Annotated in this window: 16 protein-coding genes; all 16 read right to left on the reverse strand. The window is 42.8% G+C overall.

Going from position 1 to position 15,396, the window contains the following annotated elements; all coding sequences use genetic code 11:
* Positions 1–22: 22 nt before the first annotated feature.
* The 16 genes from ALGA_RS20875 to ALGA_RS20955 all read right to left on the reverse strand — a co-directional run bounded on the left by ALGA_RS20875 (position 23) and on the right by ALGA_RS20955 (position 15,309).
* Positions 23–700: a DUF3945 domain-containing protein gene (locus ALGA_RS20875; protein ID WP_096432620.1), complete on the reverse strand. Its 678-nt coding sequence runs from the start codon at positions 698–700 to the stop codon at positions 23–25.
* A 42-nt stretch (positions 701–742) separates the two neighbouring features.
* Positions 743–2,674 carry a YWFCY domain-containing protein gene (locus ALGA_RS20880; protein WP_096432622.1) on the reverse strand — a complete coding sequence of 644 codons (1,932 nt, stop codon included), beginning with the start codon at positions 2,672–2,674 and terminating at the stop codon, positions 743–745.
* 20 nt (positions 2,675–2,694) lie between these two features.
* Entirely contained in the window at positions 2,695–3,492 is a 798-nt protein-coding gene (locus ALGA_RS20885) for a DUF4138 domain-containing protein (RefSeq protein WP_096432624.1), read from the reverse strand.
* Positions 3,489–4,682, reverse strand: a complete 1,194-nt coding sequence (gene traM / locus ALGA_RS20890; RefSeq protein WP_162845505.1) for a conjugative transposon protein TraM — start codon at positions 4,680–4,682, stop codon at positions 3,489–3,491. Before traM ends, ALGA_RS20885 begins: the two co-directional genes overlap by 4 nt.
* Positions 4,657–4,992: a hypothetical protein gene (locus ALGA_RS23085; protein ID WP_162845506.1), complete on the reverse strand. Its 336-nt coding sequence runs from the start codon at positions 4,990–4,992 to the stop codon at positions 4,657–4,659. The genes traM and ALGA_RS23085 overlap by 26 nt, the downstream gene beginning before the upstream one ends.
* Before the next feature lie 11 nt (positions 4,993–5,003).
* Positions 5,004–5,630, reverse strand: coding sequence for a conjugative transposon protein TraK (traK, locus tag ALGA_RS20895; protein ID WP_096432628.1), 627 nt, complete (start codon positions 5,628–5,630; stop codon positions 5,004–5,006).
* Positions 5,631–5,645: 15 nt separating this feature from the next.
* Positions 5,646–6,596, reverse strand: a complete 951-nt coding sequence (locus ALGA_RS20900; protein WP_096432630.1) for a hypothetical protein — start codon at positions 6,594–6,596, stop codon at positions 5,646–5,648.
* A 10-nt stretch (positions 6,597–6,606) separates the two neighbouring features.
* A complete protein-coding gene (locus ALGA_RS20905; protein WP_096432632.1) occupies positions 6,607–7,326 on the reverse strand; it encodes a hypothetical protein in 720 nt (239 codons plus the stop codon).
* Between the two features lie 10 nt (positions 7,327–7,336).
* The gene (locus ALGA_RS20910; RefSeq protein ID WP_096432634.1) at positions 7,337–7,987 is read right to left on the reverse strand and encodes a hypothetical protein; all 651 of its coding nucleotides are present in this window, start codon (positions 7,985–7,987) and stop codon (positions 7,337–7,339) included.
* A 17-nt stretch (positions 7,988–8,004) separates the two neighbouring features.
* Complete coding sequence (locus ALGA_RS20915; RefSeq protein ID WP_096432636.1) at positions 8,005–10,416, reverse strand: TraG family conjugative transposon ATPase; 2,412 nt, start codon at positions 10,414–10,416, stop codon at positions 8,005–8,007.
* 3 nt (positions 10,417–10,419) lie between these two features.
* On the reverse strand, positions 10,420–10,716 hold the full coding sequence (locus ALGA_RS20920) for a DUF4133 domain-containing protein (RefSeq protein WP_162845507.1): 297 nt from the start codon (positions 10,714–10,716) through the stop codon (positions 10,420–10,422).
* The gene (locus tag ALGA_RS20925; RefSeq protein ID WP_096432640.1) at positions 10,716–11,030 is read right to left on the reverse strand and encodes a DUF4134 domain-containing protein; all 315 of its coding nucleotides are present in this window, start codon (positions 11,028–11,030) and stop codon (positions 10,716–10,718) included. Before ALGA_RS20925 ends, ALGA_RS20920 begins: the two co-directional genes overlap by 1 nt.
* Before the next feature lie 19 nt (positions 11,031–11,049).
* A complete protein-coding gene (locus tag ALGA_RS20930; protein ID WP_096432642.1) occupies positions 11,050–11,412 on the reverse strand; it encodes a hypothetical protein in 363 nt (120 codons plus the stop codon).
* A 1,202-nt stretch (positions 11,413–12,614) separates the two neighbouring features.
* Complete coding sequence (locus ALGA_RS20935) at positions 12,615–13,193, reverse strand: AAA family ATPase (protein ID WP_231706009.1); 579 nt, start codon at positions 13,191–13,193, stop codon at positions 12,615–12,617.
* A 525-nt stretch (positions 13,194–13,718) separates the two neighbouring features.
* On the reverse strand, positions 13,719–14,012 hold the full coding sequence (locus tag ALGA_RS20950) for a helix-turn-helix domain-containing protein (RefSeq protein WP_096432650.1): 294 nt from the start codon (positions 14,010–14,012) through the stop codon (positions 13,719–13,721).
* Between the two features lie 139 nt (positions 14,013–14,151).
* Complete coding sequence (locus ALGA_RS20955) at positions 14,152–15,309, reverse strand: RteC domain-containing protein (protein ID WP_096432652.1); 1,158 nt, start codon at positions 15,307–15,309, stop codon at positions 14,152–14,154.
* Positions 15,310–15,396: the final 87 nt, after the last annotated feature.

Consider the following 15,396-nt stretch of genomic DNA (forward strand, 5'->3'; position numbering starts at 1 on the left):
CCTTAACCCAAGCACGATTATCTTATCCTACTTTCTGTTTTGTTCCTTTCTTTTTTTCGGTCTTCTGCTCCCTCTCCTTTTCTTTCTCCTGTTTAAAACCGGAAAAATTGATGCTCCGATTGGCTGCATCTACCTGAAGAGATGCTGAAAATTTCTTTCCATTTTTCCCGGTCATCCCATCCAGATGAATTTTCTTTCCTGCTGCCAATTGCTGTTTTTGTTCTTCGGAAAGACTTGCTCCCTTGATCTTTTCCGGTACCCGGATGTGCTTGGAACGAAGAGGAATCAGTTCATTGGTTTTGGCATCCAAAGACAGATAGTAAGTGTCCTTTTCGCCCTTTTGGTTGGTCATCTCAATGGTCTTTCCCAAATGTTTGTCTTCCAAAAGAGCCGTTTTTTCTTCCTTGGTAAATTTGTGGCCCAAATATTCATCGGGAATGTGCAGACGTTGAATGGGATGCACCTTTACGTTCACACTGCCATCTTCTGCCTGCTGCAACCTGATTTTCGCAGGAATCCGATACTTCTCTTCATTGATATTGGCATTGACCGTATAGAGTTTGGCAGACCGGAAGCCATTTAAGAAATCTTTCAATTCCTGACTTTCCATGCGATCCACAAAATCTTTTTTGATCCCGGCTTTCTCCAGCTTTTCAAAAGGGATCTCTTCCTTGGTAATTCTTGTTGTTTGTTCCATCATTTCAAATTTTATTTGTTAGCATTCTACTTACACAGGCTTCACTTATTGCGTATTTCTTTTACTTTCCAATAAGATTTTCTGTATGTCTTCACAGATTCGGCTGCGATTGTTTTCCAGCACAGCTTCCACATTATCAAATTGATAAATATCAGGGATGGACTGATAGTGCTTCTCCTCTGTTTTCACCTGACGGGCATCCACCTGAATCAAACTGTTGAAATTCTTTTGGCCGACCTCCTCTCCAAAATTATCGGCGATCTGTCCCACCATCACTCCTTGTGGCAGGGTAGCAATTTTCCCTTCCGGAACCAGATAATCCATCTGGGTGGAAAAGGAAGTGGATTGAGTGTTTCTGTTGATCGTAACGGACTGTCTCTCCTGCAGAATTTTCCCCATTCTGCTTTGAATGAACCTGGCCGTATCTCCAACTGACTGACCGGCAAACACATTCCCAATGTTGGTCAGGATGGCATTGGCCTGCTCCTTCCCGCAGTCCCGGATCAGCTGATCGATGGTCTGCATGCCCAGCAAAGTGGAAATCAGGTTGCTTCGGGCCGTTGCGATCAGGGTATCCAAACCCCGAAAATAGATGGTCGGCAGCTCATCAAAGATCAAGGAGGATTTGCGCTGGCCCTTTCGGTTCATCACCTTCAGCATTCTGGTGATGTAGAGGGAAAGTACGGCTCCGTACATTTCAATGCGAAGCGGATTGTTGGCCAGGCAAATTACTTTGGGCCGTTGGGGATCATTGATGTCCAAAGAGAAATCATTCCCAGAACAAATCCAGTATATCTCCCGGCTGCTAATCTTGGAAATAGCAATCTTTAAACTTCCCAACTGTCCTTCCAGCTGTTCACTGGCTCCCCTATGGTGCGCATTGAGAAAAGGGTTGATGATGTTCACCACATCCTTTTCCTGTGAAAGCACTTCAAACAGATCATCATAGTCCAGCTGCAGGAGTTCTATGGCATGAGGCAGGGTACAATACTGTCCGTTTTGGTAGCGCTTCAAAAACCAGATGACCGCGGCAAAAAAGGAGACGGCAGATTCGGAAAAGAACTCCCCTTGTTTTCGAATCCACTCCCGGTTCAGATTGTAGAGAACCGTCCGGGATGATTCAAAGGCATCAATGGGGCTTTCCATGAGTTCAGGGGCCAAGGGATTGCATCTATAGGATTTTCGGATGTCATCAAAGTTGATGATGTAAAAGGCCGAAACGGCCGGCAGTTTCCGGTTCTTTTTGGCCTTCAGAAAATGATTGTAGGCCACTTCCGATAAATCCGGAAATTTAAAATCATACACACACATGCAAAAACCCTTGTTCAGGTGCTGTTTGATAAAAGGCAGTACCACAGAAAAGGATTTCCCCGATCCAGGTGTTCCGATCACCATGCTTCCCCGAAATGGATTGACCACATTGATCCATCCCTGCTTCTCTTCTCCCTGGTATTGAAACAGACTCGCCAGATTGACCGAATATTCATTTTCTTTCAGCTCCTGGTTCTGTGGAAAACTTTCATTCTCCTTGTTGAAACGATCTTTCATCAGATTTACATTGATCAGTTTGGAAATGTTGTCAAAGGCAATGTTCAAAAGCACAAAGCCCCAAAAGGAAAACAAAAGGTAAAGACCCGCCTGCCATTTGACCAGCAGCAAGCTGCCCCAGTACAAAAGCAAGCCAAACAGAACCTGAAAAATCAGGGTGGAAATCTTCAGTTCCCTGTCCTTTTTGGCTTTGGTGCCGATGCAGGTAATGATCAAAAACACCAGGCAGACCGTTTTGGAGTAAAGTGGCGAACTTAAAAACTCAAGACTCATCAGTTTGGTAAACAGGGCTTCCAATTCTTCCTGATAGATCCCTGCACCTTTAAAAAAAGTCATTTGACTCAGATACAAAGACAGGATCAAAAGGGAGTAGGAAAAAAACCGAAATCCCTCATGCAGCTTGACCAATTCTCTGGATTCATCACTCATTGTTTCCTGTTCTTTAGGACTTATAAATTTTCAGCTTTTAGAATGTCTCTGTTTTCCAATTCCAGACTGAGCTTTCTCCCGGTGTTCCCCAAGGCTTTTTCCAGCATTTCAATGCGCAGGATCCGCTGATCGGGAACATTCAGCTTGGGCAAAACAAAAATTTCCCGGACAGAGCTTTGAGCCGGGATGTAAGCCAGCGAGTAGTACTGAAAGCGGGGATGCAGCTGATACTCCTGAGCATTGCTGGCCCGAAACTGCCTTTTATCAGCAATCCACCATTGAAAACTCTCCACATCATACCCCATATCCGTATGATTTGTAATACTAACTTCAAAAAACAGGACATCATTGCTCAGGTAGATGTTCCTCAAGTGCAGACTGATGCCGTCTTTGGCCATTTTGTGGCTTCTGCCCCTTCGTTTTTGATCTGCCAAAATCCTTCTGCAGTTCTCATCCAGATCCTCCCTACTCATCAGCTGACCCAAGTACAGATCGGCCTCCCGGGACTCAAATTCCTGAAGCAGATAAGCGTTTTCCGGATCTGTGCCATAAGTCAGGAGCAGCGTATAGAGCTGTCCGGCAGAAACCAGAGTAATGGAGCTTTCCCCTTCAAATCCGCCCAAAGCTTTGATGCGAACCAGATTCGGATGTTCCGGTACAATTTCAGCCAGGACAACATCCTGATTGCCCAGCTGCAGATAGGTGATCTTATCCTCTGAAATCAGATGGATGACTTTGTTCTCACAAACCTTGATCTGATTTTCTGCAAACAGGATCAAGGGAAACAAAAGAAAAAAGGTAATGCTGTATTTTTTCATGGCTGCTGATTTTTATTGATTAAATAAACAAGGGTATTTTTCTTGATGCTGACTTTTTTTAGTCTGACTCTTTTCAGGAGGATTTGGGTGGTTTGATCAGCTGCTGAAATACCCATATTGGCCAGCGGATCACTACTCATTCCCCATAGCGTTGAAGCATTGGTTCTGCTTCCCACCTCCTTGCTCACCCTTCTGGCCGCATTGTCCGGAATATACAGACCCGGCAGACCATCCAAATCATGAATCTGCAAATCCACGGGCAGAAAATAATCTGCAATGGGAAAACTGGAAACCCGGATGTGCAGGCGCTCATTGTTGATCTTACAAATCCCGTATAAAAAGGTATTCCCGGATACTTTCTGTCCGTTCAGCCAGGCATCTTCCAGCAGACGCATTTTGATGCGGTTCCCGTCCAGCACCTTGCTGCTTTCATAAATTTCGGCCCTGATCATGGCATGGGAAGTCCTCTTTCCGTTGAAGTTCAGCTCCTCTTTTTGTTCCAGGTTAAAGCTGCTGAGTCCTTGTTCTTTGAGCAGGGAAAGCTGCCTCTCCCTTTGCTCCAGATCAAATTTCAGGGAATCATTTTCCTGATTCAGACGGCTGTTCTCCTCAAAGACCTGTTCCAGTTCCTCCAGCCCTGTTTCCGATTCCAGAAAACTGGTTTTACTGTTTTTCAAATCCTTTTCCCGATCAATTGCAGGACTTTTAGCTTTAGCTGCCTGCTTCTTTCTGATTTTAGGCTCTTGCATTTGTTTCCCGGAAATCTCCTGTTCCAGTTCCCCTTTCATCAGCTCCTGCTTTTGCCGGATGTGTGCCAGCAAGGGTTCAGAAATATCTTCTTCGGATCCTTTTTTCAGAAGAACCAAAAGACTGTCCGGTTCTTTCAATGTTTCACTACCGGACAATCTGCTTTCTACAGAATCCAGCTCTTCCTGGGAGTTTTCATTTCCCATTTGAACAGCCAGATCCTGCTGCTGATAGGCCTCCATTTTATCAAAAATCACGATGTTCCTTTCCGCTTCGGGAAGAATGTAATTGACTCCTTCTTTTCCATCATTTTGATTTGCCAGGACCTTTTGATTCAGCGCCTTTTCTCCGCCTCCCAGAATGTAAAAAATGAGGATCACAAAGGGAAGCAGTAGCAAAGGCAGGATCAGCAAGGCCTTATTTTTTTTCAGATAAGTTCTCATGTAAATTTCGTTTAAGTTGATTTTCAAATGAATCCACCGGCATCTCAAATGTTGGCTTGCCGGATTCCATCTCTCTTGTTTCATAGGCATTTCCAGAGGGTGATTCCATCCTGGTCCCTAAAAACTGCGCCACCGGCAAGCAGACAAAAGAGCCGGCAAACAGAAGGGAAAATGCAAACAGAATCAGTGCCCATTTTCCTTTTCTCACATTCGGAGCCAAGGCCTTGTCCTTTTCATCGGCTTTGCTCAGCCAGTCATCAAAAAGCATTGTAAGACTTTTGATCTGCCTAGTAGATCTCTTCTTTTCCATAATGATATTTTTTAGAATTGTTTTCGTCTGGTGGTTTCCAAATCCTTATTGTCCTCTATCCTCCAGTTCTCCAGTAAAAAGCCATGGGGATTGTTATCCGTTCTGGAGATGTTCCGCATCGCTCCGGAAGTGCTTAAATTCCGAATGGTGATGTTGGACTTGCGGACAATCTTCTGTTTTCCAAAAAAATGGAAGCGGTAGGGATAGGCTGAAAAGTCCAGATCAATCGAGTCGGTCTGCAGGGTCATGCTGATGTCGGAGGCAATCACCTGATTGTAGACATTGTTCTCCTTGAAGGACTGGTATTGATCCATGGCCGAACGATCCGATAGATACAGGGCTTCCCTAACATTGTTTTCGATGTACTCCTTGTCGGGTTCCAGGGTAAAGAACAGCTCATGAAAGCGTTTCACATGATCCCTGGCTTCCGCATTCCGGTTCTCGGTGATGTCTTCCCGAAGGGCTACTAAAAGAGATTTCCCATTGTCCAGCACATAGATTTTTTGCTTGGACCGTTCCACCAGATCCAAGGAAATGGAGAACACATAAACGCTTAACCCGATCAGGGAGATACTGGTAAGAAGCAGCACATAAACGGTGAATCGGAATTTTCTTTGAATGTCGAATATTTTTCGCATAATTTCCTCTTGTATTTATTTCAACATGCCTTTGGTAATTGCCATGGTGGCTGCAGTCCGGACCATTCTTCCTCCTCCGGAACCTGTTCCCGAGGCCTGTACAATCCAGGAGGCAATCCTGGGCACCATACTCAGGCCTATGATTCCGCAAACCGGAACAATCAGGCTGGAGACATAGAACATTTGAGGCTGATAAATCAGCATGCTGTTGATCTGAATGATCTCCCATTCCAGCATGTAAATCAGCACCTCCTGATCCAATGAGAGAATCAAAAGAGCAATGGGCAGATAGAGGTTTACATTGATAAAACGGGCGATCCATTGCAGGTAGTTGTCCTGAAATCCATCAAAAATGGACAGGGCAAAAACCAAGGGGCCAAAGATCACCAGCAGGACACAAAAGACCGTGCGCAGAAAAGCAATCAAATAAACAATGGCCTCAAACAGGGATTCCAGCACCTGCCGGATGGCATCCATGATGTAAAAGTTAATCTGGTTTTGAATGGCCCTTCCGGTGATGATGTTGTAGCTGGTCAGCAGTAGGTTAATACCCTTGTCCCAAAGAGCTGCTTCCTTCTCCTCATTTTCATAGAAAATGGGTAAATCCGATGCCAGCATGGCATCCTGTTTCTGCTCCAACAAGAGGGCCACCAGCGCCTTTTTGTTGGCGTAGATGCTTTCTGAAAGGGAAGCCAGTCCTTTGGTCGGCACTAGGAGCAGATTCACAAAAACGCCCCAAAAACTCAGAACCAGAACAAAGGCAAAGGGACGCAATAGAGGCAAAAGTGAAATGGGATTGTCCGCAATGAGCTCCTCGTAAATCCGTTTGGAGATGTAAAAGAAGGCTGCAATTCCCCCAATGGCTCTGGCCATGTCCACCAAAAGCCGGGCATGGTCGATTCCGCCGACAATCAAAGTATCTGTAAAGGCAAAAAAATCATCTGTTGTGAGTACTTGTAAGAACATGACATTCGTTTTATTGGGTTAAAAAGGCATAAGAACTGCTATGCTGCGTCGTAAATAAATTGAAGTATTTTAGTTTGTTGTAGGTATAATCCAGTTCACCACTGAATTTGTGTACAGCCATTTTCAGATCTGTGAAAGCCTGCAGCTTCTCTCCCTGTTCGGATTCCAAAAAGTTGACCATCAGAAACTGCTCCAGCATTTCATTGGCTTCCTTTTTAAGCACTTTCTTGACTTCCCCTCCCTTTTCCAGATGATCCAAACGATCCAGATTCTCATACAAGGCAATGAATGTTTCGGTAAGGCCATAGAGGTCTTCCAACTGATCGGAACGGCTGTCGAATAATTTTTGACCGATTTCTTTTTGCCCTGCATTCAGTATTTTAATCCAGTTTGTTTCCTGGTATCTTCCCTTGAACTGGAAACGCTCCATGAGTTTTGCTGCCAGACGCATCAATCCCGTTTTTGTCTTTCCTTCCAATTCCTCAGAATCCGTTACCGGCATGGATTTCACTTTCCAGTAGTAATGCGTGAGCGGTGTTTTGATAAACAAGTGAGGCACGGGAGGCAACCACCCCTTAAAGGCAATAAAAGTGAGTGGGTAATCATTCTTCATCTGTGGGTATCTACCCTTCCATTTTTTGATGGCAACGGCTCGTCCGCTTACTATTCCTGCTGATTGAAACAGCAAAAACAGAACAAACAGAATGCCGGCTAATTTTGATTTTTTCATGGGAATCAAATTATTTGTACAAAGAGTAATACATGGCAAAGCCTTCCAGCGTATTGCTTTCATAACTTTTCAGATAGGAAGCATAAAGCAGCTTGTTGTAGAGGTAACAAATGGTTCCGTAATGCTGTTTCACATTCAGGTACACCCCATTGATAGTATCGTAGCGCTGCTTGTCATCCATCATCAGAAGATTGTCTTTCAGAATGGTAGTTAGGACGGTATTCACCAGTTGACTGCTGTCGTCCAGAATCAAATCAAAGGATTGAACGATGGCCACGGCCTGCTGATTGGTGAAGTTCTCATCCTTGATGAGCTGTGGCAATTTATGGGTATAAATGTCCGTGATCTTGCCCAGCATATTTTTGGTTTCCTGCACTCTTTTGTAGTCCTTGATCAGAGCAGATACTTTCTCCAGGCTTTCCAGCATCTTCTGGTCGATGCCCAGCATTTCTCCGGTCAGGCCTTTGATGTCTCCGTTCAAGGCTTTGATCAGCACATTGTACCAATTGATTTTGGACAGAATGCTTTTTTCCTTCGTCCAAAGGGCTTCCCTTTGGATTCCTGCTCCCACATCAGTGACGGCGGCCTGTGCAATAGCTTTTTGCGACCTGATTCCCATGAGTAGTAAAAGCACTCCCAGCACAATTAATTTTGTTTTCATCTTCTTTTCATTTTTGATTACATATTTGTTAGTATTTCAATCAGGGAATTCTCCCCGGAGAGTTTGGTCAGGATCATTTCTTTCTCCTTCTGTTCTGTGGTATAACAGAAGTATTCAGCACGACTCACCTCCAGGGCAAAGACTCTGGAATAGGAGCCCAGTGCAATGAATACCTCTTTAAGTTTCCGGTCTCCCGGTAGATTCTTATTGATGGAGAGAATTTGTTCTTTCTGAAAATCTGACAAGCCCAGAAGCTGGCTGATCTGTCCAAATTTATTTTTAAACTTGCTCATGTCCAGCAGGATTCTGGTATCTGCATTGTTGATGATGGCATCCCGGATAATGGGAGAAGAGATGATATCATCCACCTCCTGAGTCACCACCATGGCTTCCCCAAAGAACTTGCGGATGGTCTTGAAAAAGTATTTCAAATAGGCAGCCATTTGAGGAGTGGCAATTGCCTTCCAGGCTTCTTCTATGCAGATCACTTTTCTTACACCGCTGAGTCGTCTCATTTTCTGAAGAAAAATGTCCATGATGATCAGGGTGGCTACCGGAAAGATCACCGGATGGTCCTTGATGTTGTCCAGCTCAAACACCAGAAAAGGACAATTGAAAAACTCATCCGTCTTCATGGGTTTATTCAGCAGGTAATCATACTCTCCTCCCTCAAAGTATTTGCTGAGAATAAAAAAATACTCATGGCTGTTGAATTCCAGGGACTGCTTCTCCACCAAATCAGGAATGTAGTCCCTGCAAAAGCTGTAGTACCCATTGAAAGAGCGTTCCAGGCCCGGCGTTTGCAAAAAATCCGTAACCGAATGGGCAATCACGTCTTTTTCCATGTCCGAGAGCTGTTCCTTGTAGATGGTGTAAATCACCGACAGAATGGTCTGTTTGCGTTCCACGCTGAGTTCCCCTTCCAGCACAAAAGGATTAAAAGAGATGGGGCTTTCCGTTGTGAACTCCACCATCATGGCACCTCCTTGCTCTTTGAGACTCTCATTCAGGTAACGGGTCAGTATCTCATAGCTTCTGCCCACATCCAGAAGCACCACATGGCAGTTGCCGCTTTCGGCATACTGGCGCAAAAGGTGATTGGTAAAAAATGATTTCCCGGAACCTGATCCCCCAATGATGAGTTTGTTCCGGTTGTGGATCAAATGCTTTTCCATGGGTTCATCCGAAAGATCTATTTTCACCGGACAGCCCTCCTGACGATTGGAAAACTGAAGGGTAAATTCCGAATTGGAATTTCTCACTTCTCCTTCAAAATTGCACAGGCAACAGGCCTGTGGCACCTGGGTAATGAAAAGTTCCGTTTCCGGTAGCTGGGTGGAAAATGGCAAGCAGGAAAAAAACAGCAGGGGCAGATCAAAGGTATGTTGGTAGGTAAAACAGTTCATCAATGAGAAAGCAGAACTGCATTCGCTCTTATTTTGCTTGAGCCTTTTGATGGACTGATCCATCACCATCACATTGAAATGCGTTTTCACGATCTTCTCTCCCGAAGTCTGTACCGTATCCAGAAAATTTTCGATCAGTCCAGAATTGATTTTGTTTTCGGAGGAGAAACGGGACAGGCTGTAAATTTTCTTGTAATTGCTTTCCAGCATGGCTTTCACCTCTTGTTGTCCAGGCATGTAGATGAACTGGTTGGTGATGTGGGAAAACGGCAGGTGATAGGTCAGCGGATAGACAAAAGAACAGGGCAATTCCGTCCCGGGATGTCCGCCCACAGGTTTTACAAGGGAAGGAACATGAGAGTAATCACTCAGACTCAGGATTTCCACAAACTGATCCATCACCCGCAGCCGATCCCGAAAATCAATTCCGCCCAGTACGGTATTTTCCCTTTGAAAATTAAGGGTCAGGTAGGATTCTATGAGTCCCGTAGATTCTTCCGTTCCGACGGCCTGCTCCCGGCTGATAACATCACAGGAAATTCCCGATTGGGAAAACAGAGCCATCAAATTGGACCGGAGCTCCAGCGCTTTTTCACTTCGGTACTGATCTGCCTGCCTCACTTTCTGTGAGAAGATCAGAGAGGAAGACAGGTAATTTTTCAAAAGACCTTTGTTGAGCAGGCTGATGTAGAGGAAGCACTCATGTCTCAGGTAATCTCTTCCTGTAAAATGAGTACCATAGCTTTCATCCAGTTTTGATGCTTTGCTGCCAGCTGCAGACTCTTCTGCCTTAAATTTCTCCACAAAAAAGAAATCCTGTTTGTGCAAAAGGCTGTCTTGCGGCAAGAGGTTTACCACGCGCTGAAAGGTACCATGCAGCAGGTACAACTTTTCCTGACTGCAGGAGAGAAGTTCCGGCAGCTGCAGTTTCAAACCAAAACTGAGATCCATGTTGTTGGAAATTAAAAAATCTCCGTTGAAGCCCAGTACCGGCAGACTTTTTTCTATTGATTTTACATTCATGACTTAGCTTTGACAGATCCTTCTTTTCACAGAGATAAACTGAGGTAGTTTTTTGGCATGTTTCTTTTTGCTCCAGCCTTTGTGACCGTATTTTTTTTGGATTCGGTTCAGGCGATAGAGAATGACAAAAAATGAGGGGAAGCAGATGGCTACAGCAGGAAAAACACCGGCCAGTATGTACAGCAAAACAAACAGGATAAAAGTACCGATGATGGTGTACAGAGCTAAATAAACCAATTCACCTGAAAAGCCTTTCACATACAAGCTGGTGTCTATCTTTTGTATTTGATAGCTGTCCATCAGGAAAAGAAAGCCTTGATGACAACACCTACCAGAATTAAAAACAAACAGGCTCCAAACCATCCCATGATGGCTTTTTGGGTATCCTGATCCCCGCTTTGCCATTTGATGTAGACACGAACGCCTCCAATTAATCCCACCACTGCCCCAATGGCAATGATCAGATTGGATACCGGATCCACATAGGAATTGATTTCACTGGTAGCCTGATCAATTCCGGTTGCACTTTGACCCAAAACAAGCGATGCCATGCAGAGCATCCCAATCAAAAGAGCCGCGCCCTTTTGATCAATTTTCAAATTGATTTTTTTCATGGAAACTAAATTTTAGTACTTACTGTTCATATTGAATTTGATTCAAAATTTCGGAAAGAATGGATTCATCAGGCTGCAGAAAAGCATCCAGCTCGTAACCTTCATCCATGCCCATCTCTTCCTGAATGGTGACCATGGGTGAAATCCCTGACAGGGAAAGAGGTGGAATCAGTTCCGTCGTAAAATCTTTTACTGAGACCAGTATGGGCTGAAACTCCTGCCTTTGAAAATCATCTTCCGACTGATCTTCAAACTGGATCTGCTGATCCTTGAGCCTGCTTTTCAACCAGGCCAAAACCATGAATCCCAGATACCATGTAATCAAAACAAAGGCCGTGAATTTCAAAAAACCGGCCCAGCTGATGTGATCGAATCCAAACATATGCTTATCTGTTTTTGTTAAACCATCTGATAATTATTCAAAACAAAGAGAATCCCCTTTGAATCGACAGGATAAATATCTGGAATTTAAATACAGAAAACTCCCAAGTTGTTCCCAACTGGGGAGTTTTTTATTGTTTAATAAAAATCAGGTGATTTGTAGGCAATTGATCTATTTTCATCTTAATTGACCTCAAAAAATCATCTTCCATCCCAAGTTGACTTGTTAAACCACTCAACTTGCTCCTGTTTGTTTCTGTTTGCTTCTATTTATTTCTATTTGTTTGTTTGTTTGTTTGTTTGTTTTTGTTTTTCAAAAAAAGAAGAGAAAAAACGGTCAAAAAAAGAAAAGAAAGTCAATTCGCCAGCCGATGACAGGCTAAAATACAAGGCTGCCACAGCTCAATAAAAAATAGGGAACCAGCTAAAAACACAATTTACCTGTGGCACAAAGCCTGGCCTTGTATTTTAAAAGGGGGAAGCCTGCGGGGTCATCGGCTATATTGGGCTTTCTTTTTGTCTTTACTTTGACTGATTTTTAAACCAAAACAATCTCTTTAAAGCTTTGGGAAAGGAAGTGTAGGACTGGAATGAAATGCAAGGGATACTCTTACTGCGGAGTGTTCAAGGCTTGTTTGAAGAAGCCACGAAATCAGCGTCCCTAAGCTGAGCGGAACAAACAGCAGGGAAGCTGATAAAAGGCTGAGCCAAACAGGCCGACACACAGGCCTCAAGTCTTAAATATCCAGGCAGATACCATTGAGTTATCAACAAGAAAAAATTTCTTCCTTAGGGCCGGAAAAAGCAAGTGCAGAACTGGAATGAAATGCAGGGGATGCTCTTGCTGCGGAGTGTGCAAGGCTTGTTTGAAGAAGCCCTAAAATCAGCTTCCCTAAACTGAGCGAACAAACAGCAGGAAAGCTAATAAAAGGATGAGCCAAACAGGCCGGTACACAGGCCTCAATCCTTAAATATCCAAGCAGATACCAATCGAGTTGTCAACAACAAAAAACTTCTTCCTGAGGGCAGGAAAAAGCAAGTGCAGAACTGAAATGAAATGAAGGGGATGCTCTTGCTGGAGGGACAGGAAAGGCTTTTTCCGAAAAGACATGCAAATACTTACCTCACACAACGGAGGATACCTATGAGGATAATGCAAGCTGATATGAATAAAAGGAACAGGACTTTCCCGAGGGGTAAAAACTACAGCCTTTTATCTTTGGAAGTCTTCTCAAATGCAATGAGATTAAACAATTCCCGCATTCTGCTGCGAACGCGGTTCCCATAAAGTGCTTCCAGCTCTGAAGCCGATAAATTTGTAGTCAGGTGGGTCACAATTCTCTTTTGCATGAAAAGATCATAACGGCTAAGCAGGATTTCAGCCATCACATTGCATTCATTCCCATAGTACTTTTGACTTTGTTCCACACCCAGATCATCAAAACAGATGATTCCCGATGTAATCCTACCTCCTATGCTGTGCAGAAAAGTATTCCCATACCTGCTGATCACCTTGTATCCTTCCCGTTCGAACTCAAAGCTCGCTTCACGGGAAGATTTCATTTGAAATTGTCTGGCTGCAGGAAAGAACTGATTAATGAGTCTCATCAAGGAGGTTTTCCCACAGCCAACTGGTCCTGTTAATAGAATTCCTTTGTGTAAGTTAAGTCCCTTCTTTTTACAATTTAGCTCATCACCAATGGCATAAACCAGCAGTTTGTAAATCAATCCAACATCTTCCCTATGGATGGTAAAATGGGAACCAAATTGCTTCCTGCCCACCTTCTCGAGCCAATTCAGGCAGACCGGAAAATCGAACTGGTAGCTTTCCCCTTCAGCTTGGCTACATCCTCATAAGGGTTCTGAATAATCTTTGTCGAGACTGGCATTCAATCGGTTTTTTTCGTTTCTATTTTTCCTTCTTTCATTTTTAAAACTTTCCGGATTCCCTTCTTTGTTTTTGTTTGTAATGTTTATTAAAAGTGTATCAGTTGCTGTATCAGTTCCGGTATCAGTTGCGATATCAAATCTGATACAGCTAATGCGACTGCCGGAATGTAAATTGGCTGAAGGAAAATACTCAATATAAGCCCACTGATTCAATTCTTTTATGCAGCGGGCAGGTGTTTGCGGATCCCATTCTGGAGAGCCTCATCATCTGAAAGCGGTCCACCGAAAAAGGATTTCTGAAACGATTCACATTCCAAATCTGGAAGCAGGACAAATACAGACTAATGTGATAGGCAGTCATTCGTTCATCCTGTTCCAGTCTTTGAAAAAATCCATTGAGATGCCGGATGTAGTTCATCAATGAGATCTTAGACGAAATCCATTTTGCACCTGATTCTTCTCCAGCATTTTTTTGATGTCTTCAAAATTATAAAACATCACACCCCCAATTTTTGTGTAAGCGAGGGTTCCGTTGGATCTCATAGTTTGAAGGGTTCCTGTAGAAATCCCCAGTAGTTCACGCACCTCGTAAGATTTTAGCCATTTCTTGGCTGGCTGACCATGGTGCTCTTTTAGAATCGTTTTGAATTCATCCAATAGTTCGATTTTGAACTCTCTCAAATCATCTGTAGTTAAAATTTCTGTTGGCATAAGATTCTGTTTAAAATGATACAAAATAACTTACACCTCAAGTTGCAATTTTAAAAAAATATTTTTTCCCAAGATGTTCCCAACTTGGGAAAGAATTATTTGTAGAAACAGGTCTATTCTTTTTATTTTTTTTTATCAATTAATTGTCTTCGGATTCTTTCATTTTATTTAGCAGAGAATCTTTCATCAAATCAAAAAATTTTGTTGGTTCTATTTTCCGCTTGCAAATCTCTGAGAAAGTATGGTAAACATCACCTAAATCCACAGAAAACAACTTTTCAAACGATTTGGTTATCTCCTTGATTTCCGCACCGCCATCATTAAGAGATTTCGAACTAAACAATCCATAAATAAGCTCAACCAGCGCCACTTTGCTTGCTGTCCATCTCAAATTTACGGAAGACCTGCAGGAACAGTTTGTCGACTCACTGCCATTGCCAGTGGGCTTGAACTTTTCAATCATTTTCTTCAAATCATTTTTAAAATCCTGCAAAAATGCAGAAGAATTGGGTTGATCCAGTATCGAGTGCATTTCCAGAAACAAAACCTTCATCTCTTGGTCTTTGAAATCCACCCCTTTAAAATCACTATATTGGGATTCACAAAGCAATCCCCTGTAAGTCTCAATTTTTACCTCAAAATACATATTCGCCGGAGAGGAATAAATATCTTCACCTTTCCCCAGATATTCCAAAGATAACCTTTGCCGTTCTTCATGCAGAAAGTAAATTTTATCAGGAAGTAATTTGTGCATTGGCAATACATCCTTTATCCTGGTCATATGAGGATAGAATTCTTTCATTTCATTCTGCCAGGATGCATCAGGACCTAACAGATAAACTTCTGATTTTCTGCAATTTTTACGAAAAACACGAATAAATTTGGATGATTTTTGAATGATGTCCTTTTGCAGTTGAAAACAGGCCACCATTTGCGACAGATCCTCAGGATGTATATGAATCCACTCTAAACGATTAATGGTTTTAGTTACTATTTTATAATTTGGGGATGGATTTACAAAATCTGGATTTTCACCAATCTGCTCATCCAGCATTTCAAAAATATGGATTAACATATCCAGATAGGAACGGACCTCCCCGTTCGTTTTGAAACTGTATAAATTATTTCGAACTTCACGAATGAAATTCCAATACAAATGGTTCACATTATCCTTGAATTCATGAAAACTTAAATACTTGTCGAAATAGAGCTTGTACTCAACCTCATTTTTCTCGAAAACAACGACAGCCTTTGTCAATTCGGTTATTAGCCTGAAAAAAATCTCTTCTGTAAACATATTTCATATATTTGTAATTATACAATCAGTTATTTAAATTAACATTTCCAGCTCCAAACAAATACCATAAATATTATACTGTAGTTA

Origin of the sequence: Labilibaculum antarcticum (assembly GCF_002356295.1) — a bacterium.
In the GTDB taxonomy this organism is placed as follows: domain Bacteria; phylum Bacteroidota; class Bacteroidia; order Bacteroidales; family Marinifilaceae; genus Labilibaculum; species Labilibaculum antarcticum.

What these genes read in the sequence shown, in the direction of transcription:
- traM (WP_162845505.1), bottom strand. Translation starts at nt 4,682, where the DNA reads ATGAGAACTTATCTGAAAAAAAATAAGGCCTTGCTGATCCTGCCTTTG.
- ALGA_RS20915 (WP_096432636.1), bottom strand. Translation starts at nt 10,416, where the DNA reads ATGAATGTAAAATCAATAGAAAAAAGTCTGCCGGTACTGGGCTTCAAC.
- ALGA_RS20930 (WP_096432642.1), bottom strand. Translation starts at nt 11,412, where the DNA reads ATGTTTGGATTCGATCACATCAGCTGGGCCGGTTTTTTGAAATTCACG.
- ALGA_RS20950 (WP_096432650.1), bottom strand. Translation starts at nt 14,012, where the DNA reads ATGCCAACAGAAATTTTAACTACAGATGATTTGAGAGAGTTCAAAATC.
- ALGA_RS20910 (WP_096432634.1), bottom strand. Translation starts at nt 7,987, where the DNA reads ATGAAAACAAAATTAATTGTGCTGGGAGTGCTTTTACTACTCATGGGA.
- ALGA_RS20925 (WP_096432640.1), bottom strand. Translation starts at nt 11,030, where the DNA reads ATGAAAAAAATCAATTTGAAAATTGATCAAAAGGGCGCGGCTCTTTTG.
- ALGA_RS20920 (WP_162845507.1), bottom strand. Translation starts at nt 10,716, where the DNA reads ATGGACAGCTATCAAATACAAAAGATAGACACCAGCTTGTATGTGAAA.
- ALGA_RS20955 (WP_096432652.1), bottom strand. Translation starts at nt 15,309, where the DNA reads ATGTTTACAGAAGAGATTTTTTTCAGGCTAATAACCGAATTGACAAAG.
- ALGA_RS20900 (WP_096432630.1), bottom strand. Translation starts at nt 6,596, where the DNA reads ATGTTCTTACAAGTACTCACAACAGATGATTTTTTTGCCTTTACAGAT.
- ALGA_RS23085 (WP_162845506.1), bottom strand. Translation starts at nt 4,992, where the DNA reads ATGGAAAAGAAGAGATCTACTAGGCAGATCAAAAGTCTTACAATGCTT.
- ALGA_RS20905 (WP_096432632.1), bottom strand. Translation starts at nt 7,326, where the DNA reads ATGAAAAAATCAAAATTAGCCGGCATTCTGTTTGTTCTGTTTTTGCTG.
- ALGA_RS20880 (WP_096432622.1), bottom strand. Translation starts at nt 2,674, where the DNA reads ATGAGTGATGAATCCAGAGAATTGGTCAAGCTGCATGAGGGATTTCGG.
- traK (WP_096432628.1), bottom strand. Translation starts at nt 5,630, where the DNA reads ATGCGAAAAATATTCGACATTCAAAGAAAATTCCGATTCACCGTTTAT.
- ALGA_RS20875 (WP_096432620.1), bottom strand. Translation starts at nt 700, where the DNA reads ATGATGGAACAAACAACAAGAATTACCAAGGAAGAGATCCCTTTTGAA.
- ALGA_RS20885 (WP_096432624.1), bottom strand. Translation starts at nt 3,492, where the DNA reads ATGAAAAAATACAGCATTACCTTTTTTCTTTTGTTTCCCTTGATCCTG.